Source organism: Streptomyces sp. B93 (assembly GCF_018070565.1).
Taxonomy (GTDB): Bacteria; Actinomycetota; Actinomycetes; order Streptomycetales; family Streptomycetaceae; genus Streptomyces.
This window is the reverse complement of the sequence record NZ_JAGPXL010000037.1, coordinates 50,968-72,689: the sequence shown is the minus strand read 5'-3', so window position 1 is coordinate 72,689 and position 21,722 is coordinate 50,968. Positions and strand designations below refer to the sequence as shown.

At 71.8% G+C, this 21,722-nt stretch carries 16 protein-coding genes; 7 read left to right on the top strand and 9 right to left on the bottom strand.

What is annotated here, in order from left to right; translation table 11 throughout:
- The 4 genes from KBY47_RS27825 to KBY47_RS27810 all read left to right on the top strand — a co-directional run.
- Positions 1-5,345: RHS repeat-associated core domain-containing protein (locus KBY47_RS27825; protein ID WP_247695337.1), on the top strand; the 5,345-nt coding region annotated here is incomplete at its 5' end.
- Positions 5,346-5,372: 27 nt separating this feature from the next.
- Positions 5,373-5,729, top strand: coding sequence for a hypothetical protein (locus KBY47_RS27820; RefSeq protein ID WP_210925681.1), 357 nt, complete (start codon positions 5,373-5,375; stop codon positions 5,727-5,729).
- Between the two features lie 208 nt (positions 5,730-5,937).
- Complete coding sequence (locus KBY47_RS27815; RefSeq protein ID WP_210925679.1) at positions 5,938-6,447, top strand: SigE family RNA polymerase sigma factor; 510 nt, start codon at positions 5,938-5,940, stop codon at positions 6,445-6,447.
- A 56-nt stretch (positions 6,448-6,503) separates the two neighbouring features.
- A complete protein-coding gene (locus KBY47_RS27810; protein ID WP_210925677.1) occupies positions 6,504-7,802 on the top strand; it encodes a hypothetical protein in 1,299 nt (432 codons plus the stop codon).
- Here the strand turns inward: KBY47_RS27810 and KBY47_RS27805 are convergent.
- The 4 genes from KBY47_RS27805 to KBY47_RS27790 all read right to left on the bottom strand — a co-directional run bounded on the left by KBY47_RS27805 (position 7,795) and on the right by KBY47_RS27790 (position 13,386).
- Entirely contained in the window at positions 7,795-9,120 is a 1,326-nt protein-coding gene (locus KBY47_RS27805) for an Nramp family divalent metal transporter (protein ID WP_210925675.1), read from the bottom strand. The genes KBY47_RS27810 and KBY47_RS27805 overlap by 8 nt on opposite strands.
- Before the next feature lie 95 nt (positions 9,121-9,215).
- Positions 9,216-9,701 (bottom strand): ATP-binding protein, encoded by a 486-nt coding sequence (locus KBY47_RS27800; protein WP_210925673.1) that lies wholly within the window; start codon positions 9,699-9,701, stop codon positions 9,216-9,218.
- Positions 9,702-9,823: 122 nt separating this feature from the next.
- Positions 9,824-10,738 carry an anti-sigma factor RsbA family regulatory protein gene (locus KBY47_RS37090; protein ID WP_210925671.1) on the bottom strand — a complete coding sequence of 305 codons (915 nt, stop codon included), beginning with the start codon at positions 10,736-10,738 and terminating at the stop codon, positions 9,824-9,826.
- A gap of 53 nt (positions 10,739-10,791) precedes the next feature.
- A complete protein-coding gene (locus tag KBY47_RS27790) occupies positions 10,792-13,386 on the bottom strand; it encodes a LuxR C-terminal-related transcriptional regulator (protein WP_210925670.1) in 2,595 nt (864 codons plus the stop codon).
- 337 nt (positions 13,387-13,723) lie between these two features.
- Here KBY47_RS27790 and KBY47_RS27785 point away from each other — a divergent pair, with 337 nt between their 5' ends.
- Positions 13,724-15,079 (top strand): M14 family metallopeptidase, encoded by a 1,356-nt coding sequence (locus KBY47_RS27785; protein WP_210925668.1) that lies wholly within the window; start codon positions 13,724-13,726, stop codon positions 15,077-15,079.
- A 12-nt stretch (positions 15,080-15,091) separates the two neighbouring features.
- Here KBY47_RS27785 and KBY47_RS27780 read toward each other — a convergent pair whose 3' ends face one another.
- From KBY47_RS27780 to KBY47_RS27765, 4 genes are all read right to left on the bottom strand, one after another.
- Complete coding sequence (locus KBY47_RS27780; RefSeq protein ID WP_210925666.1) at positions 15,092-15,634, bottom strand: hypothetical protein; 543 nt, start codon at positions 15,632-15,634, stop codon at positions 15,092-15,094.
- A 70-nt stretch (positions 15,635-15,704) separates the two neighbouring features.
- Positions 15,705-16,115, bottom strand: coding sequence for a RidA family protein (locus KBY47_RS27775; RefSeq protein ID WP_210925664.1), 411 nt, complete (start codon positions 16,113-16,115; stop codon positions 15,705-15,707).
- Between the two features lie 9 nt (positions 16,116-16,124).
- Entirely contained in the window at positions 16,125-16,886 is a 762-nt protein-coding gene (locus tag KBY47_RS27770; RefSeq protein WP_210925662.1) for an IclR family transcriptional regulator, read from the bottom strand.
- Positions 16,883-17,902: a sugar kinase gene (locus tag KBY47_RS27765; protein ID WP_374103118.1), complete on the bottom strand. Its 1,020-nt coding sequence runs from the start codon at positions 17,900-17,902 to the stop codon at positions 16,883-16,885. Before KBY47_RS27765 ends, KBY47_RS27770 begins: the two co-directional genes overlap by 4 nt.
- 138 nt (positions 17,903-18,040) lie before the next feature.
- Here KBY47_RS27765 and KBY47_RS27760 point away from each other — a divergent pair, with 138 nt between their 5' ends.
- Positions 18,041-19,309: an amino acid deaminase gene (locus KBY47_RS27760; protein WP_210925660.1), complete on the top strand. Its 1,269-nt coding sequence runs from the start codon at positions 18,041-18,043 to the stop codon at positions 19,307-19,309.
- A gap of 13 nt (positions 19,310-19,322) precedes the next feature.
- The gene (locus tag KBY47_RS27755; RefSeq protein WP_210925658.1) at positions 19,323-20,936 is read left to right on the top strand and encodes an amidohydrolase family protein; all 1,614 of its coding nucleotides are present in this window, start codon (positions 19,323-19,325) and stop codon (positions 20,934-20,936) included.
- Positions 20,937-20,940: 4 nt separating this feature from the next.
- Here the strand turns inward: KBY47_RS27755 and KBY47_RS27750 are convergent, their stop codons facing one another.
- Positions 20,941-21,621: a hypothetical protein gene (locus tag KBY47_RS27750; protein WP_210925655.1), complete on the bottom strand. Its 681-nt coding sequence runs from the start codon at positions 21,619-21,621 to the stop codon at positions 20,941-20,943.
- Positions 21,622-21,722 lie beyond the last annotated feature (101 nt).

The window sequence follows — 21,722 nt, the reverse complement described above, 5'->3', positions numbered from 1 at the left end:
GCCGTCAGTCCCTGACCGTCGACTACTACAAGAAGGGCGACGCGTCGTACGAGTACATCGACGACAGCGGCGCCAAGGTCACCGGCTCCCACCTGACCAACTCCAAGATCTACGACCACATCAAGTCCGTCACGGACATCTCCGGCCGCAAGATCACCTTCCACTACACCGACAAGGGCCTGATGGCCCGGATGACCGACGGTGAGGACTCGTCCCAGCCGAAGGTCTTCGAGTTCACCTACGACGCCACCCAGGGCAACAAGAACGTCAAGCTGGTCAAGGCCACCGACCCGCGCGGCAACGCCACCCGGCTGACGTACTACTCCCCGCAGACCGGCGACAACCCCAAGTACCACTGGTGGACGAAGACCATCAACGACCGGCTCGGCCACGACACCGGCTACACCTACGCCGCGGACACCGTGAACACCAGGTTCACGAGGACCACGGTCACGGACGCCGAGTCGCACGCCACGAAGTACGTCACCGACGACTTCGCCCGCCCGGTCGAACTGGTCGACGCCAAGTCCCGGACCACCAAGCTGGTGTGGGACGCGGACAACAACGTCACCTATCTGGAGGAGAACAACGGCGCCAGGGCCGCCTTCTGCTACGACCAGAAGACGGGCTACCCGCTGCGCCAGTGGGACGCCGAGACCACCAGCACGTGGGAGACGTTCAACCCGACCGAGTACTGCGACCCGGCGAAGTACCCGGCCGGGGCGACGGCGATGGTCTACCAGACGCGCGCGGACGGCTACTCGGCCAACCTGTGGCGCAAGACCAGCCCGCTGGGGAACACCTGGGAGTTCGGCTACGACTCCTTCGGCAACCCTACCTCGGTCACCGACCCCGAGGGCGTGGCCAGCGCCACCGCCGGGGACCACACGTCGACGACGACGTACGACGCGTACGGGCAGCCGGTGAAGGACACCGACGCCAACGGTCACTCGACCACGTACGCCGACTACACCCCGTCCGGCTACCCGGCGCGGATCACGGACGCCCTCGACAACTCCACCTGGTTCGTCTACGACGAGCGCGGCAACACCACGGAGTCCGTCAACGCCAAGGGCGCCAAGGTCACCCAGGCCTACGACTACTTCGGCCGCCCGCTGGCGCAGACGTCGCCGAAGGACCAGGCCGAGGGCACCCTCATCACCACCCCGGCGCCGCAGTACGACGCCAACAACAACATCGTGAAGGCCTACGCGCCCAACGGCGCCGTGACCTCCTCGGTGTACGACGCGGCCGACCAGATCACCGACTCGCTGGCCCCCGTGGACAAGACGGGTGACCCCGAGCGCCGCACGACCACCACGTACGACAAGGTCGGCAACGTCAAGGCGGTGACCGAGCCCAAGGGCAACCTGACGGCGACGGCCGGCGACTACACCACCACCTACTCCTACGACGAGGTCTACCAGCCCGTCTCGGTGGTCAACGCCAACGGCGACAAGGTCACCAGCGAGTACGACGACGTCGGCAACCTGGTCACCGTCGTCGACCCGAAGAAGAACGCGACCGCTGACACCTCGGACTTCACCACGAAGTACGCCTACGACCTGAACCACCGGGTCGTGCGGACCACGGACGCCAAGGGCAAGTTCACCACCGTCCACTACGACCTCGACGGCCGCGTGGACAGCACGACGGACGCCGAGGGCAACACCACGGAGACCACCTTCGACCGGCGTGGTCTGACCACCCAGGTGAAGGTGCCGTACTCCGAGGACACCTCGGGCACGATCACGTACCGCACGACCCGGTTCGAGTACGACGAGGTCGGCAACCGCACCAAGGTGATCAGCCCGCGCGGCGTAGCCACCGCGGACGACGCGACCGACTACACCACGGAGACGGTCTACGACGAGCTGAACCGGGTCAAGGAGCAGCTCACCGCCTTCGACAAGGACGACGCCCGGTACTCCACCCCCGACCGCACGCTCTACTCGTACGACTCGGTCGGCCAGCTGAAGGAGGTCTCGGCACCGCCGTCGGACGGCCAGTCCGTCCGCAACGTCACGTCGTACGAGTACTACGACAACGGCTGGGTCCGGCAGGCCAGGGACCCGTTCGACATCACCACCACCTACGACTACAACCTGCTGGGCCAGCAGACCAAGAACACGCTGACCTCCGCCGGCGGCTCCTCGCAGCGGACCATGACCTGGGACTTCTACCCGTCGGGCAACCAGAGGGCGCGCTCCGACGACGGCATCCCGGTCGGCAGGCACGTCGTGGTCGTCGACTCGTCCGACATCCACAACACCGCCGAGCAGGGCGCCTGGAACACCTCCCAGGCGACGGAGCAGTGGGGCTACAACGTCCGCACCAACGGCGCGGGCACCGGGGCCGACACCTTCACCTGGCAGCTGGTGATCCCGCAGGACGGCACCTACGAGGTCTTCACCCGCAACGGTGAGGTGACGGGCGCGGCCACCGACGCCCCGTTCACCGTCACCCACTCCACCGGCACGGCCACCAAGAGGGTCGACCAGTCCGCGAACGCGGGCGAGTGGGTGTCGCTGGGCTCGTACACGTTCACCGAGTCGGGCACGCAGAAGATCACGCTGACCGACGACGCGAACGGCACGGTGATCGCGGACGGCGTCAAGCTGGTCCGCTCCACCGCGGGCGAGACCGACAACGAGAAGAAGGACTTCACCTACACCTACGACCCCAACGGTCTGCTCACCGAGGTCAAGGACCTCTCCCCCGGTGCCAGGGCCGACGCCTACACCATGGCCTACGACGAGCTGAACCAGCTCACGAAGGTCGAGGAGAAACTCGGCACGACGGTCAGGAACACCACGTCACTGACGTACGACCGCAACGGCAACATCGACTCGACCACGCACGACGTGACCTGGTCGAAGTTCGAGTACGACGTCCGCGACATGATCGACCGGATCACCAACGCGGACACGCCGACCGCGGGCAACCAGCAGATCACCACCTTCACCTACACCGACCGCGGCCAGCCGCTGAAGCAGGTCAAGCCGAACGGCAACACCGTCGACTACGCCTACTACCTCAACGGCGCCGTCAAGCGGCAGGCCGAGAAGACCGGGGCCGGGACGGTCGTCGCCTCGCACGACCTGGAGTACGACCCGAACGGCAACCGCACCAAGGACACCGCGAAGGTGATGAACGCCGACAACCCGGCGGACACGCTCGACACGGTGTCGGTCTTCGACTACGACCCGCAGGACCGCATCGCCAAGGTCACCAAGACAGGTGACGCGGCGGGCACCGAGACCTACGTCTACGACGGCAACTCCAACATCGTCGAGCAGACGGTCAAGGGCGTCACGACGACGTCCACGTACGACCGCAACCGCCTGCTCAAGACGACGACGTCGGGTGTCTCGTCGACGTACAACTACGACCCGCTGGGCCGCCTGGACACGGTCTCGGCCAACGGCTCGACGCAGGAGAAGTACACGTACGACGGCTTCGACCGCATCGCGAAGCACACGGCGGGCACGGGCACGGCCGCGCGGTCGACGACGTACGAGTACGACGCCTTCGACCGCACCGCGCAGGAGACCACCTCCGGCACCAAGGGCAAGACCACGGTCTTCACCTACCTGGGCATGGAGAACAAGGTGCTGCGGGAGGAGGTCGCGGGCAAGGCGACCAAGTCCTACCAGTACGCGCCGTGGGGGCAGAAGCTCACCCAGGTCAAGCACCAGACCGACGGCACGAAGGAGTACAGCCACTACCTCTACCACCCGAAGGGCGACGTCGAGGCCGTCACCAAGCCCGACGGCACGACCCGCGCCACCTACGGCTACACGGCCTACGGCTCGGACGACGAGGGCCGCTTCACCGGCGCCGACAAGCCGGACTCTGGCGACCCCGAGAAGGAGCCGTACAACGAGTACCGCTACAACGCCCACCGCTACGACGACGGTTCCGGCACCTACGACATGGGCTTCCGGAACTACGACCCGGGCCTGAACCGCTTCCTCACCCGCGACATGTACGGCGACGCCCTCGCCGACATGTCCCTGGCCACCGACCCCTACACGGGCAACCGGTACGCCTTCGCGGGCGGCAACCCCATCTCCTTCGTGGAGCTGGACGGCCATCTGTTCGGCATGGACATCTCCCTGTCCGACATCGGCCACGCCGCCCTCGACGTCGCGGGCATGGTCCCGGTCATCGGCGAGGCGGCCGACATCGCCAACGGCATCTGGTACGCGGCGGAGGGCAACTACGCCGACGCGGCCCTGTCGATGGCGGCGGCGGTCCCGGGCCTCGGCGCGGCGGCCACGGCGGCCAAGTACGCCAAGAAGGGCGCCAAGGCCGCGGACGCGATCAAGAACAGCAACAAGGCTTCCAAGGCGAAGCCGAAGCACACCAAGCCGAAGGGCGAGGGCAGCAAGCCCAAGAGCAAGCCCAAGTCCAAGAAGAACAAGAAGTCCTGCCCGAAGGACAAGAAGAACAGCTTCCTGCCCGGCACGAAGGTGCTCATGGCGGACGGCTCCGAGAGGGCCATCGAAACGGTCGGGCAGGGCGAGTTCGTCCTTGCCGCCGACCCGGAGACCGGTCACCTCCAGGCCCGCCAGGTCATCGGCACCATCTCCGGTGACGGAACGAAGCACCTGGTCACCCTGACCGTCGACACCGACGGCAAGGGCGGCAAGGCGAAGCCGAGCGAGATCACCGCCACGGCGGGGCATCCGTTCTGGCTGCCCGACTACGGCCGGTGGGCCGACGCGGAGGACCTGGAGCCGGGCATGTGGCTCCAGACGGCGGCGGGCACCTGGGTCCAGATCACCGCGGTCGACGACACCCGCCGCAGCCAGAAGGTCCACAACCTGCGGGTCGACGGACAGCAGACCTACTTCGTGCTGTCGGGTGCCACGCCGGTCCTCGTCCACAACGCGACGAACTGTGAGGTACAGGCCGAACTGGCGCAGATGCGCCAGGACATGAACATGAAGTCCGTGGCGCAGGAGGACGCCGACCGCTTGGTGAACCCGAAGGCCCCGGCGAACACGCTCGGGCGGATGGACTTCGACGGCGGCCGGACATCCGTCTACGGACAGAACGGCCACTTCGAGCGCCCCGTGCCCTTCCCGGGCAAGGGGAACCGGATGACCGCGACGTCCTACGAGGATCACGCCGAAGGTGACATGGTGACCCAGGCCCTGTCGCGCGGCTATTTCGGCGGCAACGCCAAGATGTACACGGACCGGGACACGTGCAGGTTCTGCCGGAACTCCGTCGCGGGGTACGCCGAGCAGCTCGGGCTCGACTCCCTGGAGGTCTACGGGCCGAACGGCCTGATCGGTACGTACACTAAGGCCGCCGGACGCTTTTCCCTTTCCTGACGGGAGGTGACATCAGTGACGGTTCTCATGGAAACCTGGGACCCCGGGTACCAGCGCAGGACGATCGGCCTCGAGGAAGCATGGGATGCCTACCGGCGTCTGCCCCTCCACGTGTCGGCCTCGTTCTCGTGGAACGACTGCGAGGAGGAAACCCTCATCGTCGGGGTCGAGCCCGAGTTCTCCACCGTGACCATGGGGCGGGAACGGTCGTTCTGGAATCTCAGGGTCTCCGAGGACGAGGAGAAGGTCCCCATCCGGATGGGTCCGGACGACTACATGTGGCCGCGGGGATGCATACTCCCGCGTGACATGGGTCTGGAACTGCTCCAGAAGGTCGACGACTTCGACTCGCTCTTCGACGAGTACTCCTGGGCCGAGGGATGACCGACAGCCCTGAACCATGAACAACCGGGGGCCGACCGCCGCACACCCAGCGACGGTCGGCCCCCGGCACGTCGGCTACGGGCGTGGCGCCGAGCAGGTGCAGGGCCGGGGCGGGGCGTGGTCGAGGGCGTGTGAAACATTTCCCGGGGTCCACCGCATCAATGAGGTGTCAGGACAACGACACGACGGTGGGCGGGGAGAGCTGCGGATGAGACAGGCGCGGGCCGATGAGTACGCGGAGTTCGCGGCGCTGCGGGCCGGACATCTGTACCGGTCGGCCTGTCTGCTCACCGCCGGGGACACGCATCTGGCCGAGGACCTGGTCCAGGAGACGCTGGGGCGGCTCTATGTGAGCTGGCACCGGGTGAGCCGGGCCGGCAATCCCGCCGGGTACGCGCAGACCGTCCTCACCCGTACGTTCCTCGCGCAGCGACGGCGCCGCAGCAGCACCGAGCGGGCCACCGACGTCCTGCCGGAGGCGGTGGACCCCGGCAGCGGGGACGCGGCGCTGCGGCTGACGCTGCTGGACGCGCTGGCCCGGCTGTCCGCGAAGGACCGCGCCGTGGTGGTCCTGCGCTACTGGGAGGACCGCAGCGTCGAGGAGACCGCCGACGTCCTGCACGTCAGCTCGGCCGCCGTGCGGACCCGGTGCGTGCGTGCCCTCGCCCGGCTGCGGGAGCTGCTCGGGGAGGACCTCGGCGAGTTCGCCGCCGCCTGAGCCCGCCCCCTCCACGTTCGTCTTCTCACCTCACCTTCCTGAAAGGGTGGTTCGCCATGCCCGGACGACACGACGAAGACTTTGCCGATCCCTTCGAGGCGCGGCTCGGCGCGGCCCTGCGGGACACCGGTGGCGCCTTCGACACCGACGGGGCCGCGCTGGTCACCGCCGGGCAGGCACGGGGCCGCAGGCTGCGGTTGCGGCGCCGGGCCGCGGTGCTCGGCGGCGCCGCCTCCCTCGCCCTGGTGGGGGTGGGCGGCGCGCTCGTCCTGCCCGGGCCGGGCGGCGGGGGCGGCGCGGTCGGGGCATCGCCCGCCGCCGGCGGACAGCAGGTCACCGCGTCCCCCACCGACCTCTTGCCCACCGCCGTCCCGCCCAGCCCCGTCCCCGGTGACATCATGCTCGCCGCCCTGAAACACCTGCTCCCCGAGGGCGAGGTCCGCGACGAGCGGAGCGGCGGCGGGGAGCACGGTTCCGCCTTCGCCACCGTCGTCTTCGACGACGGCCGGGGCGGCGGCGCGCTCGGCGTCACCGTCGGCCTGCTGGAGCCGCGCAGCGACAGCGCCGCCCAGATGACGACCTGCCCCGACAAGTCGGCCGTCCCCTACGACTCCTGCGACTCCACCAAGCTGGCGGACGGCTCGGCGCTGATGCTGATGCAGGGGTACGAGTATCCGGACCGCCGCGTCGAGACCAAGCTGTGGCAGGCCCAGCTCGTCACACCCGAGGGTTACCACGTCAGCGTCACCGAGTGGAACGCCGAGGCGGAGAAGGACATGCCCGTCACCCGGCCGCAACCGCCGCTCACCCTCGCGCAGCTGAGGACGATCGCCACCGCCGACGTCTGGCGGACCGCCGCCGAGTCGCTGCCGGAGAACCCGAAGGGCGTCCCGGACAGCGGCGAGACCCAGCCGCAGGCGCCGTCGGCGTCCGGACCGCCCGTCCTGGAGGTGCTCACCGACAGACTGCCCGAGGGGCTCGACGTGGTGTCCCAGGAGGGCGGCGACAGCGCCGAGTACGGGTACGTGATCGTCGACGACGGCGATGGCCGCAGCCTGGTGTCCGTGCAGGTGCAGACCGGCATGTCCGATGTCGCGGGCGACCTGTTCGGCCCCGACGACGACACCCTGGGTGACGGCACACGGGTCGCCGAGCGTCAGCGGCCCGGGGAGAAGGGCGGCGAGGGCGTGGTCTGGTGGACCGTGGACACCCTGCGGCCGGGGCCGAACGGTGAGCGCGTGCTGGTCAGCGCCTTCAACAGCGAGGCGCAGCACACCGCGGCCACCCGGGAGGAGCCCGCCCTGACGATGGCGCAGCTGCGGGAGATCGCCCTCGATCCGCGCTGGTTCAACTGAGGAAGTCCGACCACGGCTGGTCCCAGACCTGCTTGACGCACAGCACCAGGAACAGCAGCCCCGCCGCGGCGAGCATGCCGTTGCTCAGCCGTCCGTTGCGCCACTCGGCGGGGGTGCGGGCGGAGTTGAGGAGCCAGATCAGGGTGAGGGCGAGGAAGGGCATGAAGGCGGCGCCCAGCACGCCGTACACGATGACCAGGCGGAACGGCTGACCTTGGAAGAGCAGGACGATCGGGGGGAAGGTCAGCCACAGCAGGTAGGCGCGGAAGGACCAGGAGCGTTCGCGGGCGCCGGACGCGACCTCCTCGCCCCGCGCCGCGGCCCGCTGCCGGTAGCGGGCGACGAAGTCGGCGAACATCAGGCTCACCCCGTGCCAGACCCCGATCAGTGAGGTGAAGGAGGTGGCGAAGAAGCCGATCAGGAAGAACTTGGCGGTGGCCGTGCCGTATTCGGCCTCCAGGATGTCCCCGAGCTGGACGAGGCCCTTGTCGCCGCCCGCCAGGGCGATGTCCGCGGCGTGCAGGAGTTCGGCGCCGACGACGAGCATGGCGACGACGAAGATGCCGGTGGTGATGTAGGCGACCCGGTTGTCCAGGCGCATCACCTTCATCCAGCCGGTGTCGGTCCAGCCCTTGGCGTTGACCCAGTAGCCGTACGCGGCGAGCGTGATGGTGCCGCCGACGCCGCCGATCAGGCCGAGGGTGTTGAGGACGGAGTCCTTCTCGTCGGGGAGGACGGGCAGCAGGCCCGCGAGCAGGTCGGGGAGGTTCGGGGTGACCCGGACCGCCAGGGAGACCGTGACCACGAACATGACGCCGACGAGGACGGTCATGACCTTCTCGAAGACGGCGTACTTGTTGAACCAGACGAAGGCCAGCCCGGCGAGGCCGCAGGCGATGCCCCACCACTCGAAGTCCATCACGTCGGGGAAGAGCGCCTGGAGCGGCAGCGCGCTCGACGACATCGCGGCGGCGCCGTAGACGAAACCCCAGACGACGGCGTAGACGACGAAGAAGTACGTCGTCCAGCGGCCGAGGCTGGCCCAGCCGTCGAAGAGGGTGCGGCCGGTGGACAGGTGCCAGCGGCCCGCCGCCTCGGCGAGGGAGATCTTCACCAGGCAGCCGAGGACGGCGGCCCACAGGAGGGTGTAGCCGAAGTGGCTGCCCGCGATGAGGGTGGCGACGAGGTCTCCGGCGCCGACGCCGGTCGCGGCGACGACGATGCCGGGGCCGATGTAGCGCCAACTGGACTTGCGGGGTGCGGGGTCGGGGTCGGTTGCCGCTCCGGTCGCCTGGGGCTTTCCCGTGGTGTCCGCCATGTGGTCAAGAAAGCGGAAGGACGGGGAGCGGGCAAGAGGGCGTGCGTGGATCACGGGGATCTCCGCACGCCCTCCACCTTTGTGCGGTGCGCGGGTTACGGCTGTCGCCGTCCACAGCCGTCGCACGCGCAGGTGCCGAGTTCGAACCACACGGTCTTGCCCGGCCCGTCCTGGTGGCAGCCCCAGCGCAGGGCGAGCGCCGACACCAGGAACATGCCCCGACCGCTCTCCGAGGCGCCCGCGTCGAGCACCTGCGGGGTGCGGCGGCCCGCGTCGGCGACCTCGCAGCGCAGGACGCCGTGCGCGGCGGTCAGCGTCAGCTGGAACCGGCTGGCGGAGTGCAGCAGGGCGTTGGTGGCCAGCTCGCTGACCAGCAGTTCCGCCGTGTCGACCGTGTCGTCCCGGTCGGCGAGCCCCCACTCCTCCAGCCGTCTGCGGACCTCGGCGCGGGCCTCACGGACGGCGGAGGGACGGGGGTCGTACTCGACGCACGCGTGCCCGGCCCCCAGCGGGGGCTGCGGATACGCGCCGTACCGGGGATCGCGGTCGTCCGGGAGGCGCCGCCCGGAGAGTTCCAGCATGCTCCCCAGGGTGACCGGTGTGGCGCCGGCGCACACGGGGAGGACTACCCGTTTCCCTACCCGGTTCCCTGTCCGCACAGGTTTCCCCGGCTCCCCTTGCTTCCCCACCTGAACCCCACCCCCTACGTGAACTGGAGGCGCACCGAGCTGCCCCCGGCGTCGTCCCGTACGTCGACGTACGCGCACACCTGGCGCGCGAACCACAGTCCCTGTCCGCGCTCCGGGCGCGGGGCGGGCGGGGGTACGAAACCGGCGAGCGGGTCGGCGACCGGGCGGGTCGCGCGCAGTTCGCAGACGCACTCCGGGGCGGCGCCCCACAGCAGGGCGCCGGAGACCGGGCCCACGGCGGCGGCGGCCTCGTCGACGGCGGCGCCGAACAGCTCCGCGTCCGCGGGGGCTAGCCCCTGCCCGGCCGCCCAGGCGCGCACGGCGGCCGGTTCCGGGGCACCGGTCAGCCGCAGCGCGTGCGCCGGGGCCTCCGGCAGGGGTACGGCGTCCAGTTCGGCGGCGAGGACGGCCGGGTCGGTGTAGTCGCCGGTGTGGGGGTGGGCGCGGCGGGCGGCGGCGACCACGGCGGCGCCCGCGGTGCGGGTGTCGTAGACGCACAGGGCGGTGGTGGCGAACGGGGCGAAGAGCAGGTTGGCGAGCGCCTCGTAGCGCAGCCACTCGGCGCTCTCGCGGGCGGAGCGTCCGGCCCGGCCGCCCCAGTCGGGCTCCATGAGGAGGTGGACGCGGCCACCGGGCCCGGCGTCGGTGGCGAGGTGACCGGCGGCCCGGGCGACGGCGTTGGCGGCGGAGCCGGTGTACCAGTCGGTGTGCGGGACGCGGCCGATCCGCTCGGCATCCGGCCCGAGGGCGTCGTACAGCAGGTCGAGCCTGGCGGGGGCGGCGATGGCGACGGGCGCGGGTTCGCCGGGGGCGGCGAGGCCCTCGGTGAGGAAGGGCAGGGCGGCGGCGAGGAACGCGTCGTCGCTGCCGAAGGCGGCCATGCGGTGGTCGAAGGTGCCCTGGGCGGCGGGGGCTGCTGGTCGGGGCATGGGGTTCCTGTCTGTAGGTCGGAGGGACGGAGGGGCGGGGGGTGGCGATTCCGTCAGCGCCTGGCTGTCACCCAGGCGGCGATCTGGCTGCGGTTGCTGAAGCCGAGCTTGCTGAGGATGCGTTCGACGTGGCCCTCGGCGGTGCGGCGGGCGATGACGAGCCGGTCGGCGATCTGCTGGTTGCCCAGGCCCTCGGCGACGAGTTCGGCGACCTGGCGTTCGCGTCGGGTGAGCGGGGTGCCGGTGGTTTCTCCCCCGCCGTCGTCGCGGCGGGGCGGGTCGGGCCGTTCCAGCGCGTAACCGGCGGCCTCGGTGAGGGTGAGTCCGGCGCCGTGGTCGTAGCGGCGGCGGTAGGTGTCGTCGCCGAGGGCGCCGCGGGACCGGCCCTCGCTGCCCTGGCGGGCGCCGGCGAGGGCCGCGGAGCCCCAGCGGCCGCGGTCGATGTCGGCCCAGACGCGGTCGGCGGCGCCGAGCAGGACGGCGGCGCGTTCGAGTTCGGCGCGGGTGCCGTACGAGGCGATCTCGGCGAGCAGGTCCAGGGTGAGGCCGATGCCGATGACGTCGTGCACGGCGAGTTTCAGCCGCAGGGCGTCGCGGGCGTGCCGCTCGGCCGGGCCCCGCTCCCCCTTGACCTTGCGGGCCAGCGCGAGCATGCGCAGCACGTACGACAGCACCCACTCCTCGCCGTGCGCCTCGCACAGCTCGCGGGTCTCCTCGCACACGGCGATGGCCTCGTCGGGCCGCCCCAGGAACGACAGGGCGCAGGCCAGTTCGACCCGGTCGAGCGCCACGAGGCTGAGGTGCTGCCCCGGGAGGGGGCCGCGGGCGACGCCGGAGCGGAAGTGGTCGAGGGCGCCGGTGAGGTCGTCGCCGAACAGCTGGATGACCCCGACGACGTACCCGGCGTGCGCGGCCTCGGCCTCGTCGCCGAGGCGCAGGGCGAGGGCGCGGGCGTGCTCGGCGCGGCGGCGGCCGAGGGCGAGGTCCTGGGTGACGGCGGCGAGCAGCCCGGAGACCCACAGGCCGCGGGCGCGTTCGCGGGTGTCCTCCGGGTTGGCGTCGAGGGCGCGTTCGATCCAGTGGCGGCCCTCGCGGGGGGCTCCGCAGGCGTGCCAGTAGAACCACAGGTCCCCGGCGAGCCGCAGCCCGGTGAGCGCCTCGCCGGGGGTGCGCAGGCTGAAGTCGAGGGCGGCCCGCAGGCTGTCCCGGTCGGCCCGCAGCCGCGCCACGATCCCCCGCTGTCCCGGCCCGAACCACGCCCCTTCGCACCCGGCCACCCGCCCCACGACCCAGTCCCGCCCCCGCCGCCGCGCGGCCGCCTCCTCGCCGGGCCGCTCCCGCAGCTTCTCGAGGCCGTAGTGCCGCAGCGTGTCGAGAAGCCGGTACCGCACGGCCGCGGCCGACACCCCCTGGGCACCCGCGCCCCCGCCCGCCACGCGGGCACCGACCCGACCCCCACAACGCCGAGGCACCCCGGCACCGGGCCGTCCGACACGGTCCCCGGGGTCTCCGCCCGCCCCGCAACCGGCCACCGGACCGTCGCCACGACAGCCCCCCGGGCCCTCGCCCGCCCAGCAATCGGCCCCCGGGTCCTCGCCCGCTCCACAACCAGCCACCACACCCCCGTCCGTCCCCGCCCCGAGCGGCCCCGTCCCGGCCTCCTCCGGTGGCTGGCGGGTCAGGACGGACTTGTCCATGAGGCCCGCGACCGCCTCCAGGACGTCGTGGGGCCGGATGTGTTCGCCGTCCGCGGCCACCGCCTCGGCGGCCTCCAGGTCGAAGGTTCCGGCGAGGACGGAGAGCCGGGCCCACACCACGCGCTCCGTCTCGGTGCACAGGTCGTGGCTCCAGTCGACCGCCGCGCGCAGCGTCTGGTGGCGCGGCAGGACGGCGCGGCTGCCGGTGGTCAGCAGGCGGTAGCGGTCGTCGAGGCGGGCGAGGAGCTGTTCGACGCCGAGGACGCGCATGCGCACCGCGGCGAGTTCGATGGCGAGCGGCAGTCCGTCGAGGCGGGCGCAGAGCCGGGCGACGGCGGCCCGGTTGCCGTCGGTGAGCCGGAAGCCGGGGACGACGGCGGCGGCCCGGTCGGCGAAGAGGGCCAGCGCGGGGCTGGTGTCGTCGGCGGGGGTGAGCCCGGCGTCCGGGTCGGGCACCCGCAGCGGCCGTACGTCCATGAGGTGTTCCTCGGTGAGCCCGAGCCGGTGTCTGCTGGTGGCGAGGAGCCGGATGCCGGTGGTGCCGTGCAGCAGGGCGGCGGCGAGGCCGGCGCAGGCGTCCGGCAGGTGCTCGCAGTTGTCGACGACGAGCAGCAGCCGCCGGTCGCGTACCCGTTCCACGAGGGCGTCCAGCGGTGGGCGGCTGGAGTGGTCGTGGAGGCCGAGCGCGTCGGCGACGGCGTGCGGGACGAGGTGGGGGTCGTGCAGCCCGGACAGGGTCACGAAGCGGACGCCGTCCGGGAAGGCGCGGGCGACGCGGGCCGCGATGCGGACGGCGAGGCGGGTCTTGCCGACGCCGCCGGGTCCGGTGAGGGTCACCAGGCGGGCCCGGGCGAGGAGTTCGCGGCCCTCGGCGAGTTCGGCACGCCGGTCGACGAAGCTCGTCGTCTCGACCGGCAGCGGGCTCTCCCGTCGCGGCGCTGATCCGCCCATGATCAGCCAGTCCTCTTCAGGGTGGGGGATTTCCCCCGGTTCGTTGTGGCTCTTCCCCCTCACCCTCTCGCCGCGCCTCACATATATGCACGCCCCCATCACACCCACGGGTGCTCTTCGCCGCACGCTCCGCCGGGCGCCCGGCATCCGCGTACACTGCGCGGCTGATTTTCGAGCGGTTCAGGCCACCAGACCACGTTCCGCTCTTGACCTGCTCATGCCACTCCCTCAACCATGAGCGCCGCACCACCAGCACGTCGCACGAAAGCACCACCCCCCGCTCCACTCCCTCCCCACTTCCGGCGACCCCGGAATTCCTGGAGTACAAGGAGACTTCATGCGACTTCGCATACGCGGCGCAGGCGCGCGACCCGGCAGACGCACCGCCGCACTGGCCGCCCTCGCGGCCTTCGCACTCGCCGCCCCCCTCGCCGTCACCACGACCGACGCCACCGCGAGCGGCGGCGAACGCAAGACGGTGGCCTCGGCGGACGACATCCGCCAGTACGAGGTCCACATGCACTCGGACGCCAAGTCCCGTACGGTGCTGATGCGCACCGGCGTCACCGTCGACGAGGTCCACGGCCACGGCGTGGTCGTCTCCGGCCGCGCCGACCAGATCCGCGCCCTGCGTGGCCTCGGCTACGACGTCACCGCGCTCGGCGAGGTCCCGGACCGGTCGTCGGCCGCCGACGACATCCGCCTCTACGACTTCCCGTCGGCCGACTCGCGCTACCACAACTACGCGGAGATGACGAGCGAGATCAACTCCATCGTCTCGGCCAACCCCTCCATCGCCAGCCAGCGCGTCATCGGCACCTCCTACCAGGGCCGCAACATCGTCGCCATCAAGATCAGCGACAACGTCAACACCGACGAGTCCGAGCCCGAGGTGCTGTTCACCCACCACCAGCACGCCCGCGAGCACCTCACCGTGGAAATGGCGCTCTATCTGCTGCGCGAGCTGACCAGCGACTACGGCAGCGACTCCCGCGTCACCAACATGGTGAACAACCGCGAGATCTGGATCATCCCCGACCTCAACCCGGACGGCGGCGAGTACGACATCGCCACCGGCTCCTACCGCTCCTGGCGCAAGAACCGCCAGCCCAACTCCGGCTCCTCGTACGTCGGTACGGACCTCAACCGGAACTGGAACTACCAGTGGGGCTGCTGCGGCGGCTCCTCCGGCTCCACGTCCTCCGAGACCTACCGCGGCGCGGCGCCCGAGTCCGCCCCCGAGGTCCGGGTGGTCGCCAACTTCGTGCGCAGCCGCGTCGTCGGCGGGGTGCAGCAGATCAAGACGGGCGTCGACTTCCACACGTACAGCGAGCTGATCCTGTGGCCGTACGGCTACACCTACGCCGACACCGCCCCCGGCATGACCGCCGACGACCGCAACGCGTTCGCGACGGTGGGTCAGAAGATGGCCGCCAGCAACGGCTACACGCCGGAGCAGTCCAGCGACCTCTACATCACCGACGGGTCGATCGACGACTACCTCTGGGGCGTGCACAAGATCTTCGGCTACACCTTCGAGATGTATCCGCGCAGCAGCTCCGGCGGCGGCTTCTACCCGCCCGACGAGGTCATCGAGCGGGAGACGTCCCGGAACCGGGACGCCGTGCTCCAGCTCCTGGAGAACTCGGACTGCATGTACCGCTCGATCGGCAAGCAGGCCCAGTACTGCTGACCAGGGCAGACCCTAGTCGGCCGGTTGCTCGGCGTCGTCCTCGAAGTACGCGTCGAGGACGGCGTCCAGCTTCTCGTCCCACTCCTTGAAGCGGCTCCTGGCCGGCGCCTCGATCTCGATCGGGTACCAGCGCCGGTCAGGGGTGTGCACGGTGATGGTGTACCGCTTGCCGAAGCGCCCGGTCTCCGTCTCCACCGCCCCGATCTCGTCCCAGCGGAACTCGCACGCCTGGTCGTCCAGGGAGAGTCGTACGCCCCTGCGGTCGGCGACGATACGGGCCCGGCGGTCGGCGGCCTCGAAGACGGGGCCATCGACGGCGTCTTCCACCTCCGAGGCGGCGTCTTCCGAAGCCTCTTCCTCGACCTCGGCCTCGGCCTCGACCGCCTCCTCCGCCTCCTCCGACTCCGGCTCGACCTCGTCGGTGACCTCGGGGGCGTCGTCCTTCCCGGACTTCCCGGACTTCCCGGACGCGGGTGAGGTGAGCCCGGGGACGAAGGCCGGGTCGAATCCGGCGCCTTCCAGGGGCTGGCTGCTCGAACCTATGCGCTGCTCCACAGCGGGCAGTATGGTCCACGAACCTGTGCCGGACACAGCCAGCCCCGGCATCGTTACACGAACATGCCCGTCAGCCGAGCACGGCCAGCGCGTCGATCTCGATGAGCAGCCCCGCGGGCAGGCCGACGTACACGGTCGTGCGGGCGGCGGGCGGCTGGGTCAGGCCCTGGGCCTCGAAGTAGGCGTCGTAGATCTCGTTCATCTCGGCGAAGTGGTCGACGTCCGTGAGGTAGACGCGGATCATCATCACGTCGTCCCAGGACGCGCCGCCCGCCTCGAGGATCGCCTTGACGTTGGCGAGGGTCTGGAGGGTCTGTTCGCGCAGGGTGGGTCCGGCGGGCGTGGGCGGCCTGCCCTCCTCGGCGGGGAGGAAGCCGACCTGGCCCGCGACCTGGAGGATGTTGCCCTTGCGGACGCCGTGGGAGAACTTCGCGGGCGGGGTGGTGTGGGTCTTGGGGGTGAGGGCGGTCTTCTCTGTCACGGGGGGTCCTTACGGGGTTGCGAGTCCTGGTGTCCTGCCGGAGTACTCCCCGCTGATCGCGTCCGCCGTACGGCGCACCAGCGGGAGCAGGGTGAGGAGTTCGTCGGCGGTGACGACGACGTTGGGCGCCGAGACCGACATCGCGGCGACGACCCGGCCGTCGGCGCCCCGGATGGGGGCCGCGACGCAGTTGATGGACTCCTCGTGGCCGCCGAGGTCGGTGGCCCAGCCCTGTTCGCGCACCTTCTCCAGCTCCCGCAGGAACGCGGGGGCGCTGGGTGTCGAACGGGCCGTGTAGAGGGGGTAGTCGAGCTTCTCCGCGAGGGCGCGGCGCTCGGGCTCGGGGAGATCGGCGAGGAGGAGTTTGGCGACGGCCGCGACGGTGATGGCGACCGGTTTGCCGATGCGTGAGTACATCCGCACCGGGTAGCGGCTGTCGACCTTGTCGATGTAGAGCACCTCGTTCTCCTCGTGGACGGCGAGGTGCACGGTGTGTCCGCACTGTTCGTTCAGCCGTACGAGGTGGGGGTGGGCGATCTCGCGGATGTCGAGGTTCTCCATGGCCTCCTGGGCGAGGGCGAAGAGCCGGGCGCCGAGCCGGTAGCGCTGGTCGGACTGGCGGTAGACGAAGCCGTGGTCGTGCAGGGTGCGCAGCAGCCGCAGGGCGGTGGACTTGTGGACGCCGAGACGGTCGGCGACCTGTCCGAGATCGGCGGGGCCCTCGGCGAGCAGCGGCAGGATGGTCAGCGCGCGGTCGACGGTCTGGCTCATGGGGTGGGTACCTCCTCCTCGCCCGGCTGCCTGGTGTCGTCGGTCCAGCCGGGGCCGAGTCGAAGTCTCCCCCACGTCTCGTCGTCGAGGGCGGCGAGGCGGTCGGCGTGGTCGCGGGCCGGGGGTGCGACGAGGTCGCCGGGGGCGGTGAGGGCGGCGGCGGCCCAGAGGTGGCCGTGGCGGAGGCGGTCGCGGACGGCGAGGGCGCGCAGGGTGGCGGAGAGGAACCCGGCGGCGAAGGCGTCCCCGGCGCCGACCTCGGCGACGACGTCCACGTCGAGGGCCGGTACGAAGGTGGCGTGCGGCCCGTGGAAGGCGGTGGCTCCGGCGGGGCCCTGCTTGACGACCAGCACCTCGGGTTCGGGGAGAGCGGCGCGCACGGCGCGGGGGCCGTCGAGTCCCCAGGCCTCGTCCTCGCCGACGAAGACGAGGTCGGCGCGGCGCGCGAGGTCCCGCAGCAGGGCGGAGCCGTCCGCGTCCCGCCACAGTCCGGGCCGGTGGTTGACGTCGAAGGAGACGAGCGGGCGGCCCCGTCGGGGGGCCGTCAGTTCCCGGACCAGTTCCAGGCAGCCGTCGGAGAGCGCGGCGGTGATGCCGGACAGGTGCAGGATGCGTGCGTGGCGCACCGCCGTGAGGTCCACGTTCCCCGGTGTCATCGCGGAGGCCGCCGACCCGGCGCGGTAGTAGGCCACCTCGTGGGCGTCGGTGGCCCGGTCCCCGGCGGTGCGGAAGTAGACACCGGTGGGGCGGCCGGGGTCGCGGGCCACCTGGGACACGTCGACGCCGTAGGAGGCGACGGCCGCGACCAGGTGGTCGCCGAACCCGTCGGCGCCGACCCGGCTCACCCACCGGGTGCGGTGTCCGGCGGCGGCCAGCGCGCAGGCCACGTTGGACTCGGCGCCGCCGATGCCGCGGTCGAAGGAGGGGACGTCGGCGAGGCGGCCGGGTCGGGTGGGCAGGAACGTGACCATGGACTCGCCGAGGGCGACGACGTCGAAGGGTCCGTGGTCGGTCACGATCGTCGGGTCTCCTCTGCGGCGGGCCGCACGGGGTACGGATCCGTTGACCCCGCATGGCCGAGATGTTAGACAGCGGCAAGCGATATACGCAATGGTCGTTGCGTTCACCGCAACGCACCTGATCAGGGAGGTTCCATGAGCCACGAGGCGCTCGCCCGACTCGCCGCGGAACGCGTCGACCACCGCTTCAAGGGCCTCCCGCCGGACGCGGACGGCCTGACCGTCGGCGAGCTGACCGCCCAGCGCCGCAACCTGTTCACCGACGGCTTCACCACGCCCGTCCTCGCCCTCTCCGCCGAGCGCCTGGAACACAATCTGCGGCTCATGGAGACGTACGCGGCCCGCCACGGCCTCGCCTTCGCACCGCACGGCAAGACGTCGATGGCCCCGCGGCTGTTCCAGCGCCAGCTCGACCACGGCGCCTGGGGCATCACCCTGGCCGTCCCCCACCAGGTACGGGTGGCCAGGGCGTTCGGCGTGCGGCGGGTGTTCCTCGCCAACGAGGTCGTCGACCCGGCCGCCCTGCGCTGGATCGCCGCCGAACTCGCCGCCGACCCGGACTTCCGCCTCGTCGCCTACGTGGACTCGGTGCGCGGTGTCCAGCTGATGGCCGAGGCGCTGCGCGGGTCCGCCCGCCCGGTGGACGTGGTGGTGGAGCTGGCCGCGGGGGAAGGCGCCCGGACCGGTGTGCGCACCGAGGCGGAGTGCGCCGCGGTCGCCGACGCGGTGGCGGCCGTGCCGGGGGCGCTCAGGCTGGTCGGTGTCGCCGGGTACGAGGGCGAGGTGCCGCGGGCGAGTCCGGAGCGGGTGACGGCCTGGCTGCGCGCCCTGGTGGCGCTGGCCGTCGACTTCGACAAGGCGGGCCGGTTCACGGGGGTGGACGAGATCGTCGTCAGCGCGGGCGGCAGCGCCTGGTTCGACGCGGTCGCCGAGGTCTTCGCGGAGATCCCCGAGCTGTCCCGGCCGGTGCTGAAGCTGCTGCGTTCGGGCGCGTACGTCTCCCACGACGACGTGCACTACCGCAGGCTCACCCCGTTCAACCGGGTCCCCGAGGAGGGCGCCCTGGAGCCCGCGTTCCGGCTGTGGGCGCAGGTGGTCTCCCGTCCGTCGGCGGAGCAGGCGTTCGTCAACGCGGGCAAGCGGGACGCCGCCCACGACCTCGACCTGCCGGTCGCCCAGGTGGTCCGCCGGGACGGCGCCGAGCGCCCGGCGGCCGGTGTGGAGGTGACCGCCCTGTCCGACCAGCACGCCTGGCTGCGCACCGGCCCGGAGGCGGACCTCGAGGTCGGGGACTGGGTGGGCCTCGGCCTGTCGCATCCGTGCACGGCGTTCGACAAGTGGCAGCTGATCCCGGTGGCCGAGGCGGACGGCACCGTCGTCGACTACGTCCGCACCTTCTTCTAGGAGGACCGGCAGCATGGCAGCGGACCTCGTCATCCGGGACGCCGACGTCGTCGACGGCTCCGGCGCGCCCTCGTACCGCGCCGATGTCGCGATCGACGACGGCCGGATCGTCTCGATCGTCAAGGAGGCGGCGGCTGCGGGCTGTCAGCGCCCCACCGCCACCCGGGAGCTGGACGCGGAGGGCCTGGTCCTCTCCCCCGGCTTCATCGACATGCACGCCCACAGCGACCTGGCGCTGCTGCGCGACCCCGACCACAGCGCGAAGGCCGCGCAGGGCGTCACGCTGGAGGTGATCGGCCAGGACGGGCTGTCGTACGCGCCGGTCGACGACCGCACCCTGGAGGCGGTGCGCCGGGCGGTCACCGGCTGGAACGGCCCCGGCGACGACATCGACTTCGACTGGCGGTCGGTCGGCGAGTACCTGGACCGCCTGGACCGGGGCGTCGCGGTGAACGCCGCGTACCTGGTCCCGCAGGGCACGGTCCGCGCGCTCGTGGTCGGCTGGGAGGACCGCCCGGCGACCCCGGCCGAGCTGGACCGGATGCGGCGGCTGGTCGCCGAGGGACTGGCGCAGGGCGCGGTCGGGATGTCGTCGGGGCTGACGTACACGCCGGGGATGTACGCGGGGGACGCGGAGCTGACCGAGCTGTGCCGGGTGGTGGCCGGGTACGGCGGCTACTACTGCCCGCACCACCGCTCCTACGGCGCCGGGGCGCTCCAGGCCTACCAGGAGATGGTCGCCCTGGCCCGGGAGGCGGGCTGCGCCCTGCACCTGGCGCACGCGACGATGAACTTCGGCGTGAACGAGGGCCGGGCCCCGGAGCTGCTGGCGCTCCTGGACGAGGCGCTGGCGGCCGGTGCCGACCTCAGCCTCGACACCTACCCGTACACCCCCGGCTGCACCACCCTGGTCGCGCTGCTGCCCGGCTGGGCGAACGCGGGCGGCCCGGGGGAGGTCCTGCGGCGGCTGGCGGACGAGGAGACGGCCGGGCGGATCCGGTACGACCTGGAGGTGGCCGGGTCGGACGGCTGCCACGGGGTGCCGGTGGAGTGGGACACCGTCGAGATCTCCGGGGTGGCGGACCCGGCGCTCGCCGAGTACGTGGGCCGGACGGTCGAGGAGTCGGCGAAGGCGCGCGGCGAGGCGCCCTGGGTGACCGCGCGGCTGCTGCTGCTGGCGGACCGGCTGGGGACGACGGTCCTCCAGCACGTGGGGCACGAGGAGAACGTGCGGGCCATCATGCGCCACCGCGTCCACACCGGCGGCTCGGACGGCATCCTCCAGGGCGCCCGGCCACATCCGCGCGCCCACGGCACCTTCCCGCACTACCTCGGCCGGTACGTGCGGCAGCTGGGCGTGCTGTCGCTGGAGGAGTGCGTGGCCCACCTCACCTCGCGCCCGGCGGCCCGGCTGCGGCTGCCGGACCGGGGGCTGGTGCGCGAGGGCCACCGGGCCGACCTGGTGCTGTTCGACCCGGAGACGGTGGCGGCGGGCTCGACGTTCGAGCAGCCGCGCGCCCTGCCGACCGGCATACCGCACGTGCTGGTCGACGGCCGGTTCGTCATCGAGGACGGGCGGCGCACGGACGTGCTGGCGGGCCGGTCGGTGCGGCGTACGCCGGTGTGAGCCGCTACTTCGGGCCCTTGGTGGTGCCCTGGCCGTTGCCGGGCTTGTGATCGGAGTTGCCGGGACCGCCGCCGCCCGCGGGCGCGGTGGTGGTGGGGGCGGTGGACGACGGCTTGTCGTCCTTGCCGTCGGTGTCGTCGCCCGCGCCGCTGCTGGTGCTCGGGGACGGGGAGGCGGAGCCGGACGGCTTGCCGCCGCCCGCGCCGTCCGAGGCGTCCGAGGCGTCCGGGCCGCTGGTGCCGGGGGTCGGGGTGGGGTCGGTGTCCCCGGCGGACGGCACGCCCGTACGGTCGCGCTGGTCGTCGGAGCCGCCCGAGGAGGAGCCGGAGAAGGTGAACCCGGCGATCAGCGCGGCGGCCGAGACTGCGCCCACGGCACCGGCGGCGACGGCCGTGCGGCGCGAGCGCCAGGCGCTGGGCTTGCGGCGCGCGCCCCGGCCGCCGCGGGGGCGCCCGGTGGCGGCGAACCCGGGTGCGACATCGGGAACGCGAGGTGCCGTGGGCGGCGCCGGGTGCTCCCCGTCCGCGACCGTGGGCAGCTCGCGTGTCTCGTCGTACGCGTTCTGCCAGCCGTGTGCGGCGGCGGGGTCGGCGTACTCCTCGTAGGCGGGGGTCTCGGCGGCCTGCGGGTGGTAGACCTTCGGCTCGCCGTCCTCCGGGTGCGGCTGCTGGGGGTGCTCGGACATGGCCGGGCATTGTAGGGACCGAAGGGACTCCTGAGACAGCGGACGGCGATAACGGGACATACTTCCGGGTCCCGCAGGGTTCCACGTGGCGGACAACACCA

Excerpts from the sequence above, each read along its gene's own strand:
- KBY47_RS27820 (WP_210925681.1), top strand. The coding sequence starts at position 5,373 with ATGGAAACCTGGGACCCCGGGTACCAGCGCAGGACGATCGGCCTCGAG.
- KBY47_RS27815 (WP_210925679.1), top strand. The coding sequence starts at position 5,938 with ATGAGACAGGCGCGGGCCGATGAGTACGCGGAGTTCGCGGCGCTGCGG.
- KBY47_RS27810 (WP_210925677.1), top strand. The coding sequence starts at position 6,504 with ATGCCCGGACGACACGACGAAGACTTTGCCGATCCCTTCGAGGCGCGG.
- KBY47_RS27805 (WP_210925675.1), bottom strand. The coding sequence starts at position 9,120 with ATGGCGGACACCACGGGAAAGCCCCAGGCGACCGGAGCGGCAACCGAC.
- KBY47_RS27800 (WP_210925673.1), bottom strand. The coding sequence starts at position 9,701 with ATGCTGGAACTCTCCGGGCGGCGCCTCCCGGACGACCGCGATCCCCGG.
- KBY47_RS37090 (WP_210925671.1), bottom strand. The coding sequence starts at position 10,738 with ATGCCCCGACCAGCAGCCCCCGCCGCCCAGGGCACCTTCGACCACCGC.
- KBY47_RS27790 (WP_210925670.1), bottom strand. The coding sequence starts at position 13,386 with ATGGGCGGATCAGCGCCGCGACGGGAGAGCCCGCTGCCGGTCGAGACG.
- KBY47_RS27785 (WP_210925668.1), top strand. The coding sequence starts at position 13,724 with ATGCGACTTCGCATACGCGGCGCAGGCGCGCGACCCGGCAGACGCACC.
- KBY47_RS27770 (WP_210925662.1), bottom strand. The coding sequence starts at position 16,886 with ATGAGCCAGACCGTCGACCGCGCGCTGACCATCCTGCCGCTGCTCGCC.
- KBY47_RS27760 (WP_210925660.1), top strand. The coding sequence starts at position 18,041 with ATGAGCCACGAGGCGCTCGCCCGACTCGCCGCGGAACGCGTCGACCAC.
- KBY47_RS27755 (WP_210925658.1), top strand. The coding sequence starts at position 19,323 with ATGGCAGCGGACCTCGTCATCCGGGACGCCGACGTCGTCGACGGCTCC.
- KBY47_RS27750 (WP_210925655.1), bottom strand. The coding sequence starts at position 21,621 with ATGTCCGAGCACCCCCAGCAGCCGCACCCGGAGGACGGCGAGCCGAAG.